At 55.1% G+C, this 16,168-nt stretch carries 19 protein-coding genes and 1 tRNA gene; 14 read left to right on the forward strand and 6 right to left on the reverse strand.

What is annotated here, in order from left to right:
• Window positions 1-111 precede the first annotated feature (111 nt).
• Window positions 112-1,428 carry a hypothetical protein gene (locus tag C2U68_RS21535; RefSeq protein WP_260839237.1) on the reverse strand — a complete coding sequence of 439 codons (1,317 nt, stop codon included), beginning with the start codon at window positions 1,426-1,428 and terminating at the stop codon, window positions 112-114.
• A gap of 823 nt (window positions 1,429-2,251) precedes the next feature.
• Between C2U68_RS21535 and C2U68_RS06195 the strand changes: the two genes are divergently transcribed.
• From C2U68_RS06195 to C2U68_RS06245, 11 genes are all read left to right on the forward strand, one after another.
• Window positions 2,252-3,058: a VPLPA-CTERM sorting domain-containing protein gene (locus C2U68_RS06195; RefSeq protein ID WP_140911650.1), complete on the forward strand. Its 807-nt coding sequence runs from the start codon at window positions 2,252-2,254 to the stop codon at window positions 3,056-3,058.
• A 95-nt stretch (window positions 3,059-3,153) separates the two neighbouring features.
• Complete coding sequence (locus C2U68_RS06200) at window positions 3,154-3,900, forward strand: hypothetical protein (protein WP_140911651.1); 747 nt, start codon at window positions 3,154-3,156, stop codon at window positions 3,898-3,900.
• A gap of 136 nt (window positions 3,901-4,036) precedes the next feature.
• On the forward strand, window positions 4,037-4,825 hold the full coding sequence (locus tag C2U68_RS06205) for a hypothetical protein (RefSeq protein WP_140911652.1): 789 nt from the start codon (window positions 4,037-4,039) through the stop codon (window positions 4,823-4,825).
• A 107-nt stretch (window positions 4,826-4,932) separates the two neighbouring features.
• Window positions 4,933-5,412, forward strand: a complete 480-nt coding sequence (locus C2U68_RS06210; protein ID WP_140911653.1) for a hypothetical protein — start codon at window positions 4,933-4,935, stop codon at window positions 5,410-5,412.
• A 252-nt stretch (window positions 5,413-5,664) separates the two neighbouring features.
• Window positions 5,665-6,042, forward strand: coding sequence for a TlpA disulfide reductase family protein (locus C2U68_RS06215; protein ID WP_260839238.1), 378 nt, complete (start codon window positions 5,665-5,667; stop codon window positions 6,040-6,042).
• Window positions 6,043-6,133: 91 nt separating this feature from the next.
• A complete protein-coding gene (locus tag C2U68_RS06220) occupies window positions 6,134-6,343 on the forward strand; it encodes a DUF4266 domain-containing protein (protein ID WP_140911655.1) in 210 nt (69 codons plus the stop codon).
• On the forward strand, window positions 6,330-8,960 hold the full coding sequence (locus C2U68_RS06225) for a DUF3570 domain-containing protein (protein ID WP_260839239.1): 2,631 nt from the start codon (window positions 6,330-6,332) through the stop codon (window positions 8,958-8,960). Before C2U68_RS06220 ends, C2U68_RS06225 begins: the two co-directional genes overlap by 14 nt.
• A 35-nt stretch (window positions 8,961-8,995) precedes the next feature.
• Window positions 8,996-9,271: a hypothetical protein gene (locus tag C2U68_RS06230; RefSeq protein ID WP_140911656.1), complete on the forward strand. Its 276-nt coding sequence runs from the start codon at window positions 8,996-8,998 to the stop codon at window positions 9,269-9,271.
• A gap of 188 nt (window positions 9,272-9,459) precedes the next feature.
• Complete coding sequence (locus C2U68_RS06235) at window positions 9,460-10,833, forward strand: ATP-binding protein (RefSeq protein WP_140911657.1); 1,374 nt, start codon at window positions 9,460-9,462, stop codon at window positions 10,831-10,833.
• Window positions 10,811-11,359, forward strand: coding sequence for a response regulator transcription factor (locus C2U68_RS06240; RefSeq protein ID WP_140911658.1), 549 nt, complete (start codon window positions 10,811-10,813; stop codon window positions 11,357-11,359). Before C2U68_RS06235 ends, C2U68_RS06240 begins: the two co-directional genes overlap by 23 nt.
• 220 nt (window positions 11,360-11,579) lie before the next feature.
• Window positions 11,580-11,655, forward strand: a tRNA-Lys gene (locus C2U68_RS06245).
• Between the two features lie 377 nt (window positions 11,656-12,032).
• Here the strand turns inward: C2U68_RS06245 and C2U68_RS06250 are convergent.
• From C2U68_RS06250 to C2U68_RS06270, 5 genes are all read right to left on the reverse strand, one after another.
• A complete protein-coding gene (locus C2U68_RS06250; protein WP_140911659.1) occupies window positions 12,033-12,416 on the reverse strand; it encodes a ClpXP protease specificity-enhancing factor in 384 nt (127 codons plus the stop codon).
• Window positions 12,413-13,021 carry a glutathione S-transferase N-terminal domain-containing protein gene (locus tag C2U68_RS06255; protein WP_222101875.1) on the reverse strand — a complete coding sequence of 203 codons (609 nt, stop codon included), beginning with the start codon at window positions 13,019-13,021 and terminating at the stop codon, window positions 12,413-12,415. The genes C2U68_RS06250 and C2U68_RS06255 overlap by 4 nt, the downstream gene beginning before the upstream one ends.
• Window positions 13,022-13,194: 173 nt before the next feature.
• The gene (locus C2U68_RS06260; RefSeq protein ID WP_140911661.1) at window positions 13,195-13,836 is read right to left on the reverse strand and encodes a DUF47 domain-containing protein; all 642 of its coding nucleotides are present in this window, start codon (window positions 13,834-13,836) and stop codon (window positions 13,195-13,197) included.
• Window positions 13,837-13,842: 6 nt separating this feature from the next.
• Window positions 13,843-14,853, reverse strand: a complete 1,011-nt coding sequence (locus tag C2U68_RS06265; RefSeq protein WP_260839240.1) for an inorganic phosphate transporter — start codon at window positions 14,851-14,853, stop codon at window positions 13,843-13,845.
• A 55-nt stretch (window positions 14,854-14,908) separates the two neighbouring features.
• Window positions 14,909-15,301, reverse strand: coding sequence for a hypothetical protein (locus C2U68_RS06270; RefSeq protein WP_140911662.1), 393 nt, complete (start codon window positions 15,299-15,301; stop codon window positions 14,909-14,911).
• A 156-nt stretch (window positions 15,302-15,457) separates the two neighbouring features.
• On the opposite strand from C2U68_RS06270, the gene rpmH reads away from it, so the two are divergent.
• Genes rpmH through yidD form a run of 3 tightly spaced genes read left to right on the forward strand, consistent with a single transcriptional unit; the run spans window position 15,458 to window position 16,167 of the window.
• Window positions 15,458-15,592, forward strand: a complete 135-nt coding sequence (gene rpmH / locus C2U68_RS06275) for a 50S ribosomal protein L34 (protein ID WP_054763660.1) — start codon at window positions 15,458-15,460, stop codon at window positions 15,590-15,592.
• Complete coding sequence (gene rnpA / locus C2U68_RS06280) at window positions 15,593-15,961, forward strand: ribonuclease P protein component (protein ID WP_140911663.1); 369 nt, start codon at window positions 15,593-15,595, stop codon at window positions 15,959-15,961.
• A complete protein-coding gene (gene yidD, locus C2U68_RS06285) occupies window positions 15,943-16,167 on the forward strand; it encodes a membrane protein insertion efficiency factor YidD (RefSeq protein WP_140911664.1) in 225 nt (74 codons plus the stop codon). Before rnpA ends, yidD begins: the two co-directional genes overlap by 19 nt.
• Window position 16,168 lies beyond the last annotated feature (1 nt).

Here is a 16,168-nt window from a genome sequence, read left to right on the forward strand (position 1 = left end):
CCGAGGCGTTACGGATAGGCGATGCGGCCGCACAGAAGCGGCAGAGGAGAGATGCGGAGCGTCCTTGCTCCGTTGGCTCGACGCAATCCGGCGTCGAGCGTCCAGCTTAGTTTAAGCCAGTTGTTGTTTGCGACGGCTGGCGCCAATCAGGCCGGCCATGGCGCTGCCGAACAACCAGACTGCGCCCGGTACCGGCACCGCAGCGACGGTGGTTTCGATGGTGAAGCCGTAAGGACTACGCAATGTAGCCACCAAGTTTTCGTATTTTGTAACGTTAGTCCGTGCTACGTTGTAAGCATCTTTTAAAGCAACTGCGGCCGGATCAGCTGCTAAAGCGGCGTCCAGTGCGGCTTTAGCGGCTGCTTTTTCAGCGGCTGTTGTCGTATGGCTTGCGATAGCCGCGTCGTAAGCTGCTTGTGCTGCTACGATGGCTGGAGCAGTCGATATGTAGTTTGTATAAGCGGTGTTTGCCGCAGCGATTGCGGCATCGTCCGCGGTATGCGCTGCCTGTAGGCCTTGGTAGTTGGCTTGTTGTTCAAGGGCATGTGCTGCGTTGGTGCCGCCTACCCAAAGACTGTAGTCACCGGGGCCTAAGATGCCGCTCCATGTGACCGTATGGCTGCCAGCGGCTGACGCCGCAGAGTCGATATATTTCAAGGTTGAGACATTACCTTCGCCGAGCACTTGTGACGTGCCAATCGACTTGCCATTACCGTATGTTGCGGTCGCGCTAATATCTCTTCCGCCAGTCCAGTCGGCGTTTGAACGATATGCACCCCATGTGCCGGAACCGGTATAAGTATTGCCGGTTGTTGTTTCATAGGTAGCATCCGTTGCCGCGGTATAGGGCTGAACTGATGCGTAGGGCCCCCATGCAACATATCCTGGAAGACGCTGGGCCAGTGCGGTGTTGCCAATCCCGCCTTCGTGAGATGACTGCGGAGCCAAGCCTTTAAAAATGGAAAATGCCGGGTTCCAGTCTTGACCGCTCAAGGTGGTCACTGTGCTGCCGCCTGTAGCTTGAGTTTGTACGGTGCTAGCGGCTGTACCCAGCGTTGTCACAGTGAATGTAACGCGAGAGGTATTGGCTAGAGAAAACGCCAAGCCTTTGTTGTCGTGGCTATTGGCCCACAGGCTATTGTCTTGGCCTTGGATCCAGCCGTAGTCGGAAGAAACCGCGCGAGTTTGGGTATAGGTGCCGTAGCTGGTGCCGGTAGCGGTATTGGTACCGAAAGTGCCGGCTGCATTGGCGCCGGTACCGTTGTTTGCTACGCCGGCGGCCAAGTTGCTATTAGCCAGATTCATTGGGTTGGTGCCGGCATCGTTATACAGGAAAGGGCCGGAACTCCAGTGAGCGAACGCTTGGCCGGAAATACCCGCCATGCCGCCGGTTAACAGTGCTACTACCAGTTTTTTTTGCAATACCATTTTCTGTCCTCAGAATTATCGTTTTTGTAAAGACGGTGCTAACGAAGCGGCCTCCCCCATAGCCCGGCGATCACCCTTACTGCGGCAATTAGCCAAGCTCGATCCGATTCAATAACTTCCTGCTGTTGTGTCCGTCGCTCAGCTTCGGACGTGTTGTCTTCGAGTCGGGACTATCTGTTCGGAAATCCCGAGTGTTGCCGACATCGACGAGCAAAAGCCCATCAACAATATTCGTGCCAGCTCGATTTGCAATGTTGACAACGCCTTTATAAATCAAATGGTTGGCGGTATAGATGGCTGGTCGGGTCGGCTAGACGAGTTTGAGGCGGCTGCTGCGTACCGGCCGAAAAGTGTGTGATTTGGCGCAATTTTTTATAACTTATTGAAATCAATTTGATATTTTTTGCGCAGATTGCGGATTGCTTCCCGGTTTTGCGGATAAAGCTGAGTTTTTTCGGCGGACAGCCAGGAATTCCGGGGCGAGACCTGGAAATTAAATAGTGTTATTTCACAAAAACAATGATTTATATAACATAGTTTAATTTTTAAATCGTGAAATTCCTTCCTAATCCTAAGGTTGGACTAGAGGTGTTTGGCGGCTGATTAAACGCGGCGCGGTTTAACGTTCGACGGGATGGTGGCGCCGCAACGCTTGGTTTTAGCGGCTTCGGCGGATTGCGTGGTGTCGGCTGAGTATGGCCGTTCGATATGTCGGCGGCGTAGTTCCAGATTGTGGCGCGGGTTTTGCTGTAATCCATTGGATTCTGCAGGCCGGTGGTCGAGGCTTGTCTGTAACCGTTCTACTAAACGTTTGAGGATTGCTATGAAGCACCAGTTATTCAAGGTCGTACCCGTTATTGCTACCGTCATGCTGCCGTTCCAATCGGCATCGGCTCATGTGAATTATTACGATTTGTTCAATAACGTGACTACCCAAGTCACCAGCACTGCGACATCAACGACCTACAGCGGCGGCGACGTCCTGAAAGGCAATTTTGGTTGGGGTGACGCTACCGATGTGGACTGGGGTGACAGTCATATGGGTTCTTGGATTCGCTTCAGCGTTAGCCAGCCGGCAGGTGTTTGGGTAAGTATTAACGTCGCCAGCGACGGCATCAACCAATACGTCAATAACGATCCGAACAACCCGTCGCGCTTGGGCGACTTAAAGCCGGGGTTTTCTTTATACCGCGGCTTAGTGCCCGACGAAGCTCACGATGGTGCTACTGCCGGTGTGCAGCCCGGCGATCCGCAATTCGGTAAGGAAGGGGCTTGGCGAGCGCTGGCGGATACAACCATGGGCAATGACAACGGCGATGTCGCTACCATCGAATACTTGGCTCATGCCGGTTCCGTCAATGGTTCCGCAGCCAGCGTCTCGTTGCTCAATTTCTTTTTGACGCCTGGCGATTACACGCTGGCAATCGGCGGCAGCTGTTACGACCAAAACCAATGCGTTGGCGCGTTCAATATCTTCGATCCGAACGCCGACGAAACTGCCCGCGGCTATAAAGTCAGCGTTACCGTGTCTTCGGTTGCGCCGGTACCGCTGCCGGCAGCCGCTTGGCTGATGATCAGTGGCCTGATCGGTGTATTGGGTTTAAACAAACGCCGCTTGCCCGCGGCTTAACCTAAGAATTTTTGGCCGTGGTGGCAGAGCGCCGCGGATCAAAGAGCTGGCGCCGGTTCGGCGTTTCCATCAATGCAATTAAGGAGATCAACATCATGGGTTTTACCAATAGCTTGAAGATATCGGCGCTCGCGCTGGGTTTGGCGGCCGGAACGGCCAATGCGCACGGATTGCCGACTCCGGTGTCCGGCGACCCTTACATCGCCACCGAAACCGACCTGAGTTGGAGCGGCGGTGTCGGTACAGCCACCGACGGTGTGCTGATTAACAACACCATTTTGGCTTACCACTTCGACGTCACTACGGCGGGATCTTTGGATGTGTATACCGACGACGGCGATGATGCGGCCGGGATTGCTTCTCTATACATCTACAAAAAAGATGACGTAGGCGCGGATTGGACCCTGACCCATTTCAATTACTTCGGCGACGGCCCCGTTACCGGTCCGACCGATCCGAACAATATCTTCGGGGTGCCTCGTACCGGTTATCTCGATCAGAACAATGTTGGTCTATCTGATGCTGGTCTCCGCGAGCATTTCGATTTGGGATCCTATATCGCATTTGTGGTCGGCAGTTCCGGCGATATCTTCGGACATCTTGGTGCCCCGCTGGGGGCTAAACTGTCCGAGGGCTTTACATGGTCTTGGACTGGCGACAAGGACGATTTGTATACCAATGTACAAGCTTTGAGCGATTTGACGATCAAAGCGTCGCCGGGTTCGTTGGCCGTGGCCGGTCCTGCGGTCGAGCCGGTGCCTGTGCCTGGCGCCATTTGGCTGATGGGTAGCGTGTTGGCCGGCTTCGGCGCATTCGGCCGCAAAAAAACCATCGTCGCTTAAATCGCGGTTTTGCCGGTATACCGATTCGGGGATGAAGCGCATAGTTGCACTAAATCGGCGGTACGGCCGCGTGTTCCGGCATTTGCCGACACCGCATTTGTCTAGCCTTGTGAAAACTTGGCATTGTTGGTTTGCCGTGTGGGCAATCATTGAGTGTGGCAATCCGGTTCATGCGGCGACTGACAGCGGCGTTGTCGTCGAGCGTATCGCAGGCCAATGGCATCTGGATGCGCGGCATGCCGACTTGCCGCGCTTGTTGGATATGGTTGCCGAACGTACCGGCAGCAAGCTGCATTACTCCTGGTTGCCGGCGCCCGAGGTGACCGCGACTTGCGTGGCTGTCGATGCGGCGGGGCTGTTGAAATGCCTGTTCGGCAATTCCGTGAACATGGCGGTGCGCGATCTCCCGCTCGCGACCGGCAAAACGGCGGCGGCCAGCGAGATCTGGATTATGGGCTCTACGTTGGGCGCGGCGAAACAGGCCGCGACGAGCCAATGCCAGTCGAGCGTTAGTGCCGCGGCGGCCGAAGCGCCGGCCAAGGAGCTGGCTATCGCCACCTGGTTGCAGCAGGCGCGGAGCAAAAACACCGGCGAAAGGCTGCAGGCGGTTAGCGAACTGGCCCGATTGAACGCCTCAAGCGACGACGCTGCGATCCGGACCGCTTTGCAAAACGCCTTGGCCGACAGCGACAGCCGGGTCAAGTTGCAGGCCATTGGCGGTATCGCCAGCCGCGACGGCGAAGAAGCGGTAATGCAACCGCTGGCGCAGATCCTGCGTAACGGGAACGCCGAACTGCGGCTGATGGCGCTGGACTACATCGAAACCGACCAGACTTTGTTGCAAATGGCGGCACGGGATGCGGATCAGGCAGTGCGCGATTTGGCTTCGGTCAAACTGGAACAGTTGGCGCAGCCGGATAGGTAAAGCGGGTTATTAATTTTCACAAAAAATCCCAAATTGCCGCGGGCTTCGACGACAGTCCGATGTTGGCATCGCGGTTTGTTTGGCTATAAATATCATCAGGAATTCTTATGCAAAAAATCACGAGTAAAAAAACCTGGCAAATGGGTTTGGTGTTGGTCTGTGCTGTCGCAACGGAGCAGGCGTTTGCCCACACCCAGAACGGCAGCTTGACCTTGACATCCGGCCTCAGCGCGACCGACTATTACCAAGTCACTTGTTCCAGTGCGACGGATGGCACGGCGACCGCCAACCTGTTTTTCCAGATTCGCGATCTTAGCTCTGGAGGTAACTTGGTAGGTATGTCGGTGGTCAAAGCCGATGCACCGGCCAATAAAGCCGCTTACACGACCATCGATCCGGTCGGCGGTAGTGCCAATACGGTTTATAGTCCGGGCATCACTATGCCGGGCGGCAACGGGGTGTATAACGTCCTGGTTTGGCATACCGGTGTGGCCGCGACCGAGAGTTATAGCTTTGAATACCATTGCCAAAACGCGGATGGTAGCGTACACACCCCCACTTCTATTTTGCGTATCTCCAATCAATAGTTCGCGTTACCGGGCGTTTGCCGGCTCCGGCCGGCAAATTTGCCGGTAATTCTGTTGTTCGCCGCGCGGCTATTCGAGTTCGGATTGCTGCGCGGTAGATCGGTCAATCTTCTGTTCCTAGATATGAAATCCGCATTAATCCCTTTCCTAATTTGCTTGTTCGCTGTTTCCGGTTCAGCCGTGGCGGCGGACGAGGCGGTCTTGGCGCCCGATTGCAGATTCGCCGGCTTCGAGTCGGCTCCCGAGCGGAGCTTGAGCCAGTACCGCGGCAAAGTGGTTTATCTGGATTTCTGGGCTTCCTGGTGCGGGCCTTGTCTGGAATCGTTTCCGTTCATGAACCGATTGCACAGCCAGTTGCAAGATAAAGGTTTGGTGGTATTGGCGGTGAATCTGGACGAAAACCTGGAGGACGGCGCCCAATTTTTGGCGCAGCATCGGGTCGATTTTGCCGTGGCAGTGGATAGCGGGCAGGCGTGCGCCAAACAACTCCAATTGAAGGCCATGCCTTCTTCCTATTTGATCGATCGGAACGGGCGGATCCGGGCTCGGCATTTGGGGTTTCGCGTCGGCGAGGCCGAGCAATTCGGTAAGCAAGTCGAGCAACTGCTCGACGAGCCGACCGCGCCCTGATGCTAAGCGGTATCGGATGCTTTGGCTTGGGTTTCGGCGGCGGAATCAAAAGCGGTTAGAATGCGCGCCGGTTTAATCGTGGTAAATGCCTATGAAAATGTCCCTGTCTCTATTAGCAATCGTCATTAACCTGACTGCTTGCGCCGAGGTGCAGCCGTGGGAGCGCGGCAATCTGGCCAAACCGCAGATGGCGTTGGATCCTTATCCGGTGCAATCCGAATTGCGCGGCCATAGTTACGGTGCCCGCGAAGCGGCAGGGGCAGGAAATACCGGTAGCGGAGGCGGTTGTGGCTGTTATTAATCCGGAAAAAAAATCTAATCCCGGTTTGCAGGCTCTGACGGCCGCGGCCTTGATGTTGCCGGGGCTGGTCGGCTCCGCGGCGAATGCCGCCGACGGCGACGAGTTCAGCTTTCAGTACGGCCGCTATGAAGAAAGCGCGCGCGATTTGAATGGCGTCAAAAGCCAGTACCAGCCGATCACGGTGGATAGCCTGCATGGCGGCGGCAACGTCAAACTCACCGACAGAATCAAATTTGCCTTCAATTTCGTGCAGGACACTTGGTCCGGCGCGACGCCGATCACGACCGCGCCTTCGGGTCGTCATGGTAATAAAGTCTATGAGCAATTCGGTACCGTCGCCGGTGCTTCTCCCTACATCAAGGATAGTGACAATATCGTTTATTTCGATAACAAGCTTCAGCCGCTATTGGTGGACCCGGATTCGGTTGCGAATGGGGATGTGGTGGGCTTGGGCGCCGACCGGAAACTGGTGCACACGATGTCGACCGCTTCTCCGGAGACGCGGAAGGAGGGCAACTTCAAACTGGGCTACGAATGGGACGAAGCGGCGGTGGATGTCGGTGGCGGCATCTCGGTCGAGAACGACTACGAGTCGCGCTTCGGCAATGCTGGGATCAGGCTGGATTTCAATCAAAAGCGCACTACCGTGAATGCCGGCTTGAGCTATACCAATAGCGATTCGTTTGCGCGCCTGAGCGGCCATTTTACCGAGCCCTACATCAATTACGTCGCCTACGCGAATCAGTTAAAGAGAGTAACCAGCGATCGGAGCGGGGATCAGATGATCATGGGCAAACGCGACGACTGGAGCGGAAGCTTGGGGTTGACTCAGGTCGTGAATAAGGACGCTTTGTTCAAATTGGGTGTCGGTTTTACCCACAGCCAGGGCTATCTGGAAAATCCGTATAAAGGGGTGACGGCATTTTTTATTCAGCCGGCTGACGGCAGCTTGGGCGAGTTTTCGTCGACGCTTCCTTATGTCGGCGTCGCCAAAGTGTTTTTGGAGCAGCGGCCGGATTACCGGAACCAGTGGAACTTCACTACCGGCTGGGTGCAGCATGTCGGCTGGCTGGATGCGGCGTTTCATTTCGATTACAAGTTTTTCCATGACGATTGGGGGATCAACGCCCATACCTTCGAGAGCGATTGGGTGCAGCCGCTCGGAGCGGGATGGTCGGTCACGCCGCGGGTGCGCTATTACTCGCAAAGCGCGGCGGATTTTTATCACCCGTATTTGATTGCCGGGCCTTCGGCCAATCCGGGGGAATCCAATTTAGCCAGCGATAACGCCAAGCTGCCGGCCGCATTTTCCAGTGACCATCGTTTGTCGGGCTATGGCGCCTTGAGCGGTGGTATCGTGTTGAGTAAGCAATTCAGTAAAGGCATCCGTTTCGATGCCGGCTTCGAGTATTACACCCACCAGGGCGATTTGAAACTGGGCGGCGGCGGCGAAGCCGGCTATGCCGATTTCAACTATTACCTGGCCAGCGGGACGCTCAACGTCAATTTGAGCGCGATGGGGCGCAGTTTGGCGGATGATCCGCATGCGCAGCATCGGCACCATGGCCACCATCACGGGTCACCGTTGCCGGCCGGCGTGATGTTCGGCCACGTGATGTCGACGCCGGGCGAGGTGATGGTTGGATACCGCTATATGTACAGCCGCCAGGACGGTGACATGCTGTATGCCGGTAAAACCGTGACCGATCGCGCCATCATCAATAACGGCTGTACCGAAAACGGCGAAACCTGCCGCACCGTGCCCGAGTTCATGAATATGCACATGCACATGCTCGATATCATGTATGCGGCGACCGACTGGCTGAATTTGATGGTGATGCCGCAGTTCATGGATATGGATATGAATTCGCGCTCCTTGGCCGGGATTTCCCCCGCGGCGTCGCCGGCCGCCGATCACTTGCACGGCGGTCACGACACCGGCAGTGTCGGCGATACCGGGATATATGCGTTGGTCGATGTGTTTAAAACGGAAGGGCATCAGGTCAACATGGGGCTGGGCGTCACCGCCCCCACCGGCAAGGTGGATGTCAAACTGAACCGAAACCATCAATTCGACAGCGGTTATATCCATTATGGGATGCAACTCGGCAGTGGTACCTGGGACTTTAAGCCGAGTTTGACCTATACCGGCCAGGCCGGCGCTTGGTCCTGGGGCGGCCAGGTCAATGCTACCAAACGGCTGGAGGACAGAAATTCGGCCGGTTTTGCCTTGGGCGACGCGGTGCAGGGTACGGCATGGGGGAGCTACAATGTGCTGGATTGGTTGGCGGCCTCGGTGCGCGGGATTTACACGGCGCAGGGCGCCATCAAAGGCCGTTTTTCAGCGATCCCCGGCGAGTGCGCCGTGAATTACAATCCACTTATTCGGACAGAGTGCGCCGACGTCAACCCGAAAGGCGGATCGATGGATAACCCGAAGAACTACGGCGGCCATTATTGGGATGTCGGTTTCGGCTTGAATGCGACGGTGCCGGACGGCGCTTTTGCCGGTCACAATTTTAGTGTGGAATGGCTGCAACCGGTAGAGGATAATGTCAACGGCTACCAATTGGAGCGCAGCGGCACTTTGAATGCGACCTGGATGTACGCGTTTTAATAACCGATCATTTAAACCTTTCAACCGAAAAATTTATGCAAAAAACCGACAAGACGCCGTTATGGGTTTTCCTGGCCTTATCCAGTATCGAAACCCGCCGAGGCGCGTTGCTGCTGATTTGGAGCAGTATCGTGTTTACTCTGTATTGCCTGCCCTGGAGCACGTTTTTTGTCGGCAACGAGTGGGTGGCGAAGTTATTCCTGATTTCGGATTGGGAGTGGTTTGCGATGATGCTGCCGATGACACTCTGGTACTGGGCGAGCATGCGCTGGGTGGATAAAAACGGCGGATGGCGGGTTGCCGGAGTCTGATCCGGCTTTTGTCGGGAGCGGTGGCGGTAACGGCTCGGTTTTCGGCGATTCTTTCGCGTACAGTTTCTGACCGGTTGTGCCGGTCAAATTTTGGTTGCGCCTGGTCTGCCGCTGGATTTTTCCGAATCCGGCCTTATTATTGCGTTTGCCGCGGCTTGCCGTCTTGTCCTCTCTGAGTTTTTCTATCCATGCTTTCCCACATACTGCCTAAAGCCGAAATTTCGATTCGGGAAAATCTTCGCTGGTTGTATATCCTGCGAAATCTGATGTTATTCGCTGTGACTTTTGCCGTGTTCATCGCCGTGAACGGGCTGGGTATCAATCTGCCGCAAAATCAGCTATGGCTGGCGATATTCGCGATCTCGATACTGAATTTATACACTTGGCTGCGGTTGCGTACGCCGGAAGAAGTCACCGAGCACGAGATTTTTTCGCAAATCTGCATGGACGTGTTGGCGCTGGCTTATCTGCTCTATCTAACCGGCGGAGCCTCCAATCCGATCATTTGGGTGTTTCTGTTGCCGTTGATCGTAACGGCGATCATGTTGCCGCAAGCTTATGCCTGGAATATGGTGATCATTACGTCCTGTGTTTACACCGTGTTGATCGCCTACAACGTGCCGCTTCCGGCCATCGAGCCGCATTTGGCCCATCCGGCCATGACCGAATTGACGCCGGAAATGAGTCTGCAAATGCATTTGATCAACGACCGGCGCTATTTCAATTTACATGTGTTCGGCATGTGGTTCGGCTTTGTGTTCAGTGCCGGCTTGGTTGCGTTTTTTGTGGTGGAGCTGTCGAAAACGCTGAAAGAGCGCGAACGCAATCTAGCCGACGCCCGCGAGAGTGCGTTGCGGGATGAACGGGTGGTGTCGCTGGGTACGTTGGCAGCCAGCGCCGCTCACGACATGGGCACGCCGCTGGGTACGATCGCGATCCTGACGCATGAGATGGTTGAGGATTTGCCCGAACACCGTTACCCCGAGCTTTACCAGAAACTGATGATCGTGCAGCAGCAAATCGACCGTTGCAAACAGGCCTTGTCGGTGATGTCGGCGTCTGCCGGCGAGATGCGGGCCGAGTCGGGCAAGGTCATGCTGGTCAGCGAATATATCGACGAGGTGCTGAACCAGTGGCGGGCGCATAAGTCCGCTACCCGGATGAAGCTGTTCGTCTCGCCGAATGTGGATATGGCGGCGAAAATCATTGCCGAGCGCACGGTGACCCATTCCATTATCAATATCCTGAACAATGCGGCCGAAGCCTCGCCGGTCGATGCCGGTATCGAATTCCATGCCGAGTGGAGCGATGAGAATTTGTTTTTGCGGATACGGGATTTTGGCCCCGGTTTACCAGCCGAGTTTATCGATTTCGCCGGGCATCAGCCGGTGAAAAGCAACAAGCAGGGCATGGGGGTGGGATTGTTTTTGACCTATACCACGATAAAACGCCTGGGAGGTACAATACAGTTCAGTAATCTCGACAGCGGCGGAGCTTGCGTGGAGATCAGTTTGCCGTTATTAGCTAAGGAGAGTACCCATGACCAATTTGCCTATGGATAAGCCGAATTTACTTTTGGTTGACGATGATGTCACCTACTGCTCGGTGTTGAAACCGGCACTGGAGAAACGCAATTTTCAGGTGACCGTAGCTAACGATGTGGCGACGGCAATGAAGCTGGCGGAGCAGACCGAGCCGGAATATGCGGTCATCGATTTGCGGATTGGTTTCGATTCCGGCTTGGAGATGGTCAAGAAGCTGATCTCGCTCGACGACAATACCCAGATCGTCATGTTGACCGGTTTTGCCAGCATCGCGACCGCGGTGGAAGCGATCAAATTGGGTGCAATCCATTATCTGACCAAACCGGCGAATGCCGACGAAATTGTCAGCGCGTTGTACAAGAACGAGGGCGACGCCTCGGTGGCTATCAGCGATAGTCCGCTATCGGTAAAGCGCCTGGAATGGGAGCATCTGCAAAAAGTGCTAATGCAGCACGACGGCAACATTTCGGCCGCCGCGCGCGCACTGAATATGCACAGAAGGACTTTGCAAAGAAAGCTGGAAAAGAAGCCGGTCAAGGAATAGATTGCAACAAGGTTTTAGATTGTTCTTGCCGATTGCGTTGATTCATAAGCAATAGTTCGAATCAGTTAAGGCCACTCTTAGCTTTGGATGTCTTGGCGTTATGCTAAACAAGCGTTCTTTGACGATGGTGTGGTTGGTGCGGGCTTATCGGTTTTGTAATATTTTGGTTATATCTGTTGCAAAATTAAAAAACATAGGTATAATGGGTAATTCATTCAGGGGGTCGTTAGCTCAGCCGGTAGAGCACCGCACTTTTAATGCGATGGTCGTGCGTTCGAATCGCACACGACCCACCATCAAATTCAAAGGCTTACAGCAAAAACTGTAGGCCTTTTTTGTTTTTAGGCGTTTTTCGTTCACAAATCGTTCTCAGTGAACAGGAAAAGCGCTTATGGCAGCTATCGGAAAGTTACCAACCGGTTCTTGGCAAGTTCAAGTAAGACGCAAAGGCGAATCGCCGATAAGCAAAAGTTTTTCATCAAAAAAAACTTGCTGAACAAATGGTCAAGATCAATTGAGGGCCAAGCTGATTGAGGTCTCTTTGTAGATCGTAGTGAAGCAGAAAAGACAGCTCTCGGAGGTTTGATAGATATGCCTGGCGGTCTAAGTTGCGGCGTAGGATCGGTACGCAGCCAGCGCCCGTCAAAGCAAAGTCATTGATCGGGCGGGCTCGTTATTTTACGACGCGCAATTGCGGTTTTTGCGGCGGTTTGGGTTCTGTGGGTGTTGGCGGTGTTTCGTCGTCGGTTTCGTCCGGGTCGAATATCATACCTTTGCCGTTTTCCTTGGCGTAAATCGCCAGTACGGCTTTGCAGGGGGCGACTATACGCATGGCTTTGCCGGCAAAGCGGGCATTGAACTGGATCTCATCGTTACCGAGGTGCAGGCCTTGAATGGCTTCCGGGCGGATGTTCAATACGATACGACCGTCTTCAACGAAATCGGTCGGAAGTACGACGCCAGGGTATTCGGCGTTGACCAATAAGTGCGGAGTCAGGCTGTTGTCGACAATCCATTCATAAATGGAGCGGATCAGATAGGGTTTTAGTGGGGTCATTTGCTTGCGAGTTGCATCATGTCTTTTTCTTCGCGGCTCAAGCTTTCCTGAAAGGCTTTGCGGCCGAATAAGCGGTTGGCGTAGGCAGTGACGCCTTTGCCCAGCCCGGCGATGTCGATACCTATGCTCGGCAGCCGCCATAAAAACGGAGCCATCGCGCAATCGATCAACGAATATTCTTCGCTCATAAAATAAGGTGTGGCTTCGAAGACCGGAGCCGCCGCAATCAGGCTTTCCCGCAGCATTTTTTTGGCTTTTGCGGCTTTCTTGTCGCCGTGGACCTGGACTTCCTCCAGCAACGGGTACCATTCCTGGTCGATGCGTTTGATCAGCATTCTGGCGTTGGCGCGGGAAACCGGGTCCATTTGGTGCAGGGCGGGGTGGGGGAAGCGTTCGTCGAGGTATTCCATGATAATGCGGGCGTCGTATAGAACCAGATCGCGTTCGACGAAAGTAGGCGCGTTGCCGTTCGGGTTCAGTTCCAGCAAGTCTTCCGGCGGGTCGTTCGGATCGAAAAATTCGATGTCGGCCGGCACGCCTTTTTCGTGCACCACCAGCCTGGCGCAGTGGCTCATTATGCAGTTGGCCGAGCTGAAAAGAATCATTGCGGATTTTCGGCTGGAAATGTTTGCCACGAATTGAACCTCTTGGAGAAACCGGAATTGGATCGCGGCTGATTGTAGCATGGATGATCGGGCTTTTGGGTTGAGCGGCGGAGGCTGGAGGCGCCGTAATTCGCCGGTTTCAGCTTGGCTTGGCGGCATTTGCCGGGCTGCGGTCAGCCGAGTTTGACGATGATGTCTTCCAGCACGTTGGCGGTGGCGTGAACCTTGTCGGCGGCGTTGGAAAGGTGCCGATAGAGCTCGCGTTGTTTGAACATATTCAGATAGTCGTCGCCCTGGAATAAGTCGGCGATGGCCTTACGGTACATTTTTTCGATGCGCCGCTCGGAATGGCGAGCGGCGAAAGCATGCGGTTCCGCGCCGCGAGGCTGTTTGCCAAGCACCGCAAAGCCCTTTTCCAGGGCGTTGATGCCGACTTGTAGTTCCTGCACCATGGCCAGTGAATGCCGGTCCGGTGCCAGTTGCAGTGCCTGCATTTCGTTGTAAGTACTCTTGCAATAGGTGACGATACTGTCCAGCGAGGCTATGGCGCGGTAAATATCTTCCCGGTCCATCGGCGTCGCAAACGAACTGTTCAGCGCGTGCAAATTGCGTATCCGCAGGCGGTCGGCCTCGTGCTCGTCTTCTTTTAACATCTCGCCGGCGTCAATGCATTCGGTGACCATGAACCGCGCCAGATTGTCGACCGTGACGCAAACTTGTCGACATTGCTCGTGCAATAGCCGGTAAAAATCCGCGGGTTTCGGGAAAATCTTTTGCAGGAGGCGTGAAATGGCAGACGTGTTTGGGCTCGGCATCGCGGTTCACAGGCCCAAAACGGGCAAATGGCTGATTAAGGTATAACTCAGGCTGGCGATCAGTGCCGAGCCGGGAATGGTGATGATCCAGGTTTCCAGTATCTCCCCGGCTTTACCCCAGTGCACGGTGCGCGGCCGCTCCGAGGCGCCTATGCCCATGATCGACGCCGCGACGACGTGGGTGGTGGAGACCGGCGCGCCGCAGAACGAGCCGGCGAATATGGCGCCGCAGGCGCTCAGTTGCGAATTCAGAGCGTGAATCGGCCGAATCTTGTAGATCGAGAACCCCAGGGTGCGGACGATGCGCCAACCGCCGGTCAGCGTGCCGGCCGTCATCGCGCCGGCACAGAGCAAGATCACCCACATCGGCACCCGAAAGCTGTCGATAGCGCCGCCGAGCAGTAGAACCAGCGTCAAAATGCCCATGCTTTTCTGAGCGTCGTTGCTGCCGTGGGCGAAGGCCAGTGCCGCGGCGGTTAGCCATTGGCTTTGTTGCAGGCGTTTGTTGATGCGGGGATGGGCTGCGCGTAGTAAAAACAGGGTCAGCCGCTGCAGCACGAAACCGGCTGCAAAGCCCAATAGCGGTGACAAGCACAAGGCGAGCAAGACTTTACTGAAACCGTCGAATTCTCCGCGGCGGAGTTCCGCAAATCCCCAGTACACCGGTTCGGTACCGGCCGAAACCACTACCGCGCCTATCAGTCCGCCCACCAACGCGTGGGAGGAGGACGAAGGCAAGCCGCGCCACCAGGTGAACAAGTTCCAGGCCACGGCGGCAAACACACCGGAGATGATGATGGGCAAGGCTTGGCGCTTGGGAATATGCGAAAGATCGATCATGCTGCCCAGCGTGTTGGCCACGGCCGAGCCGCCCAGCAACGGTCCGAGAAACTCGCAGCTGGCTACGACCATTACGGCTTGAAGTGGAGTCATCGCCCGGGAAGCGATGACTCCGGCAATGATATTGGAGGCGTCGTGGAAGCCGTTGGTATAGTCGAACACCAGTACGATTCCCACGGCAACAACGATAAGCGGTAGTAAGCCCTCCAATGTAGGTGGCAAGCCCGGTTAATTAGTTGATGACGTTGTGGCCGCGCTGCCGCAAGCAGTTGCGGTAAGCGTTCTTGTAGCTGTCGTTGGAATGGATGCCTTGCTGGGCTGCGCCGCCGATACCGCCTGCGGCTGCGCCGACCGCAGCCCCTCTAGCGGCGTTACCGGTTGCAGCGCCGATCGCCGCACCGCCGGCTGCGCCGATCAGGCCGCCGACGCCGGCGCCGATTGCGGTATCCTTGTAGGTGCTTGCCGATTGCGCTGCCAACTGTTGACATTCCTGCATGTCCTGGTTCAATCGGTAAGCGTTTCTGTCGTTGTAGGTGTCCACGGTCGGCGTCCAGCCTGTCGTCGTCGCGCAGCCGGAAACCAGCAATACGGTTGTCAGTACCGATTTAAGCGATAGTTTTTGCATGTCATTTCTCCTGAATATGTCCGACTCGGCGGAAGTGGGCCAGAGATTAGCCGATTTCGCACCAATTTGGAATCGGGTAAGTCGAATTGACAGTTGCGCGCCGCTTCACGTATGATTCGCAGCCTTTTTATCCGTTATCAATCAGGGCAGTACCTTATGAAAAGAACATATCAACCCAGCAAAATCAAACGCGTCAGAACCCACGGTTTCCGTGCTCGCATGGCTACCGTCGGCGGCCGTAAAGTAATTAACGCGCGCAGAGCCAAAGGCCGCGCTTCGTTGACGGTTTAATTGTCGGCGGAAAGTTTTGGCTTTCCCGATCAGTATCGGCTAGGGACGCCCGCTGAGTATAAAAGAGTATTCGCTAACCCGGTAAAATCGACCGACAGGTATTTTACGGTATTGGCAGTAAGCAATTGCCTGGCCCATTCGCGTTTGGGCCTGGCGATCGCCAAAAAAACGATAAAAAAAGCAGTCGCACGGAATCGCATAAAAAGGGCTGCCAGGGAAAGTTTCAGATTACAGCGGCAACATATCGTCGGCATAGATATTGTAGTTTTGGCGCGGGGCGACGCGGCTAACGCAGCCTCGCCCATATTGAGGAAGTCATTGGAAAGGCATTGGCTAAAACTGGTAGAGCGATGCGATTCCTGCTCATAACCCTGATCAAGTTTTACAAATACTTCATAAGTCCTTTGCTGGGGCCGAGATGCCGTTTTTATCCCAGCTGTTCAAGTTATGGCTTAGAAGCAATCCAACTGCATGGTGCTTTCAAAGGCTCTTACCTCACGCTTCGCCGATTATTGAAATGCCACCCTTTTCACGAGGGCGGCATTGATCCTGTTCCGGAAAAATTGAGTAAATAAC

The organism is Methylomonas koyamae (assembly GCF_006483455.1).
In the GTDB taxonomy this organism is placed as follows: domain Bacteria; phylum Pseudomonadota; class Gammaproteobacteria; order Methylococcales; family Methylomonadaceae; genus Methylomonas; species Methylomonas koyamae_B.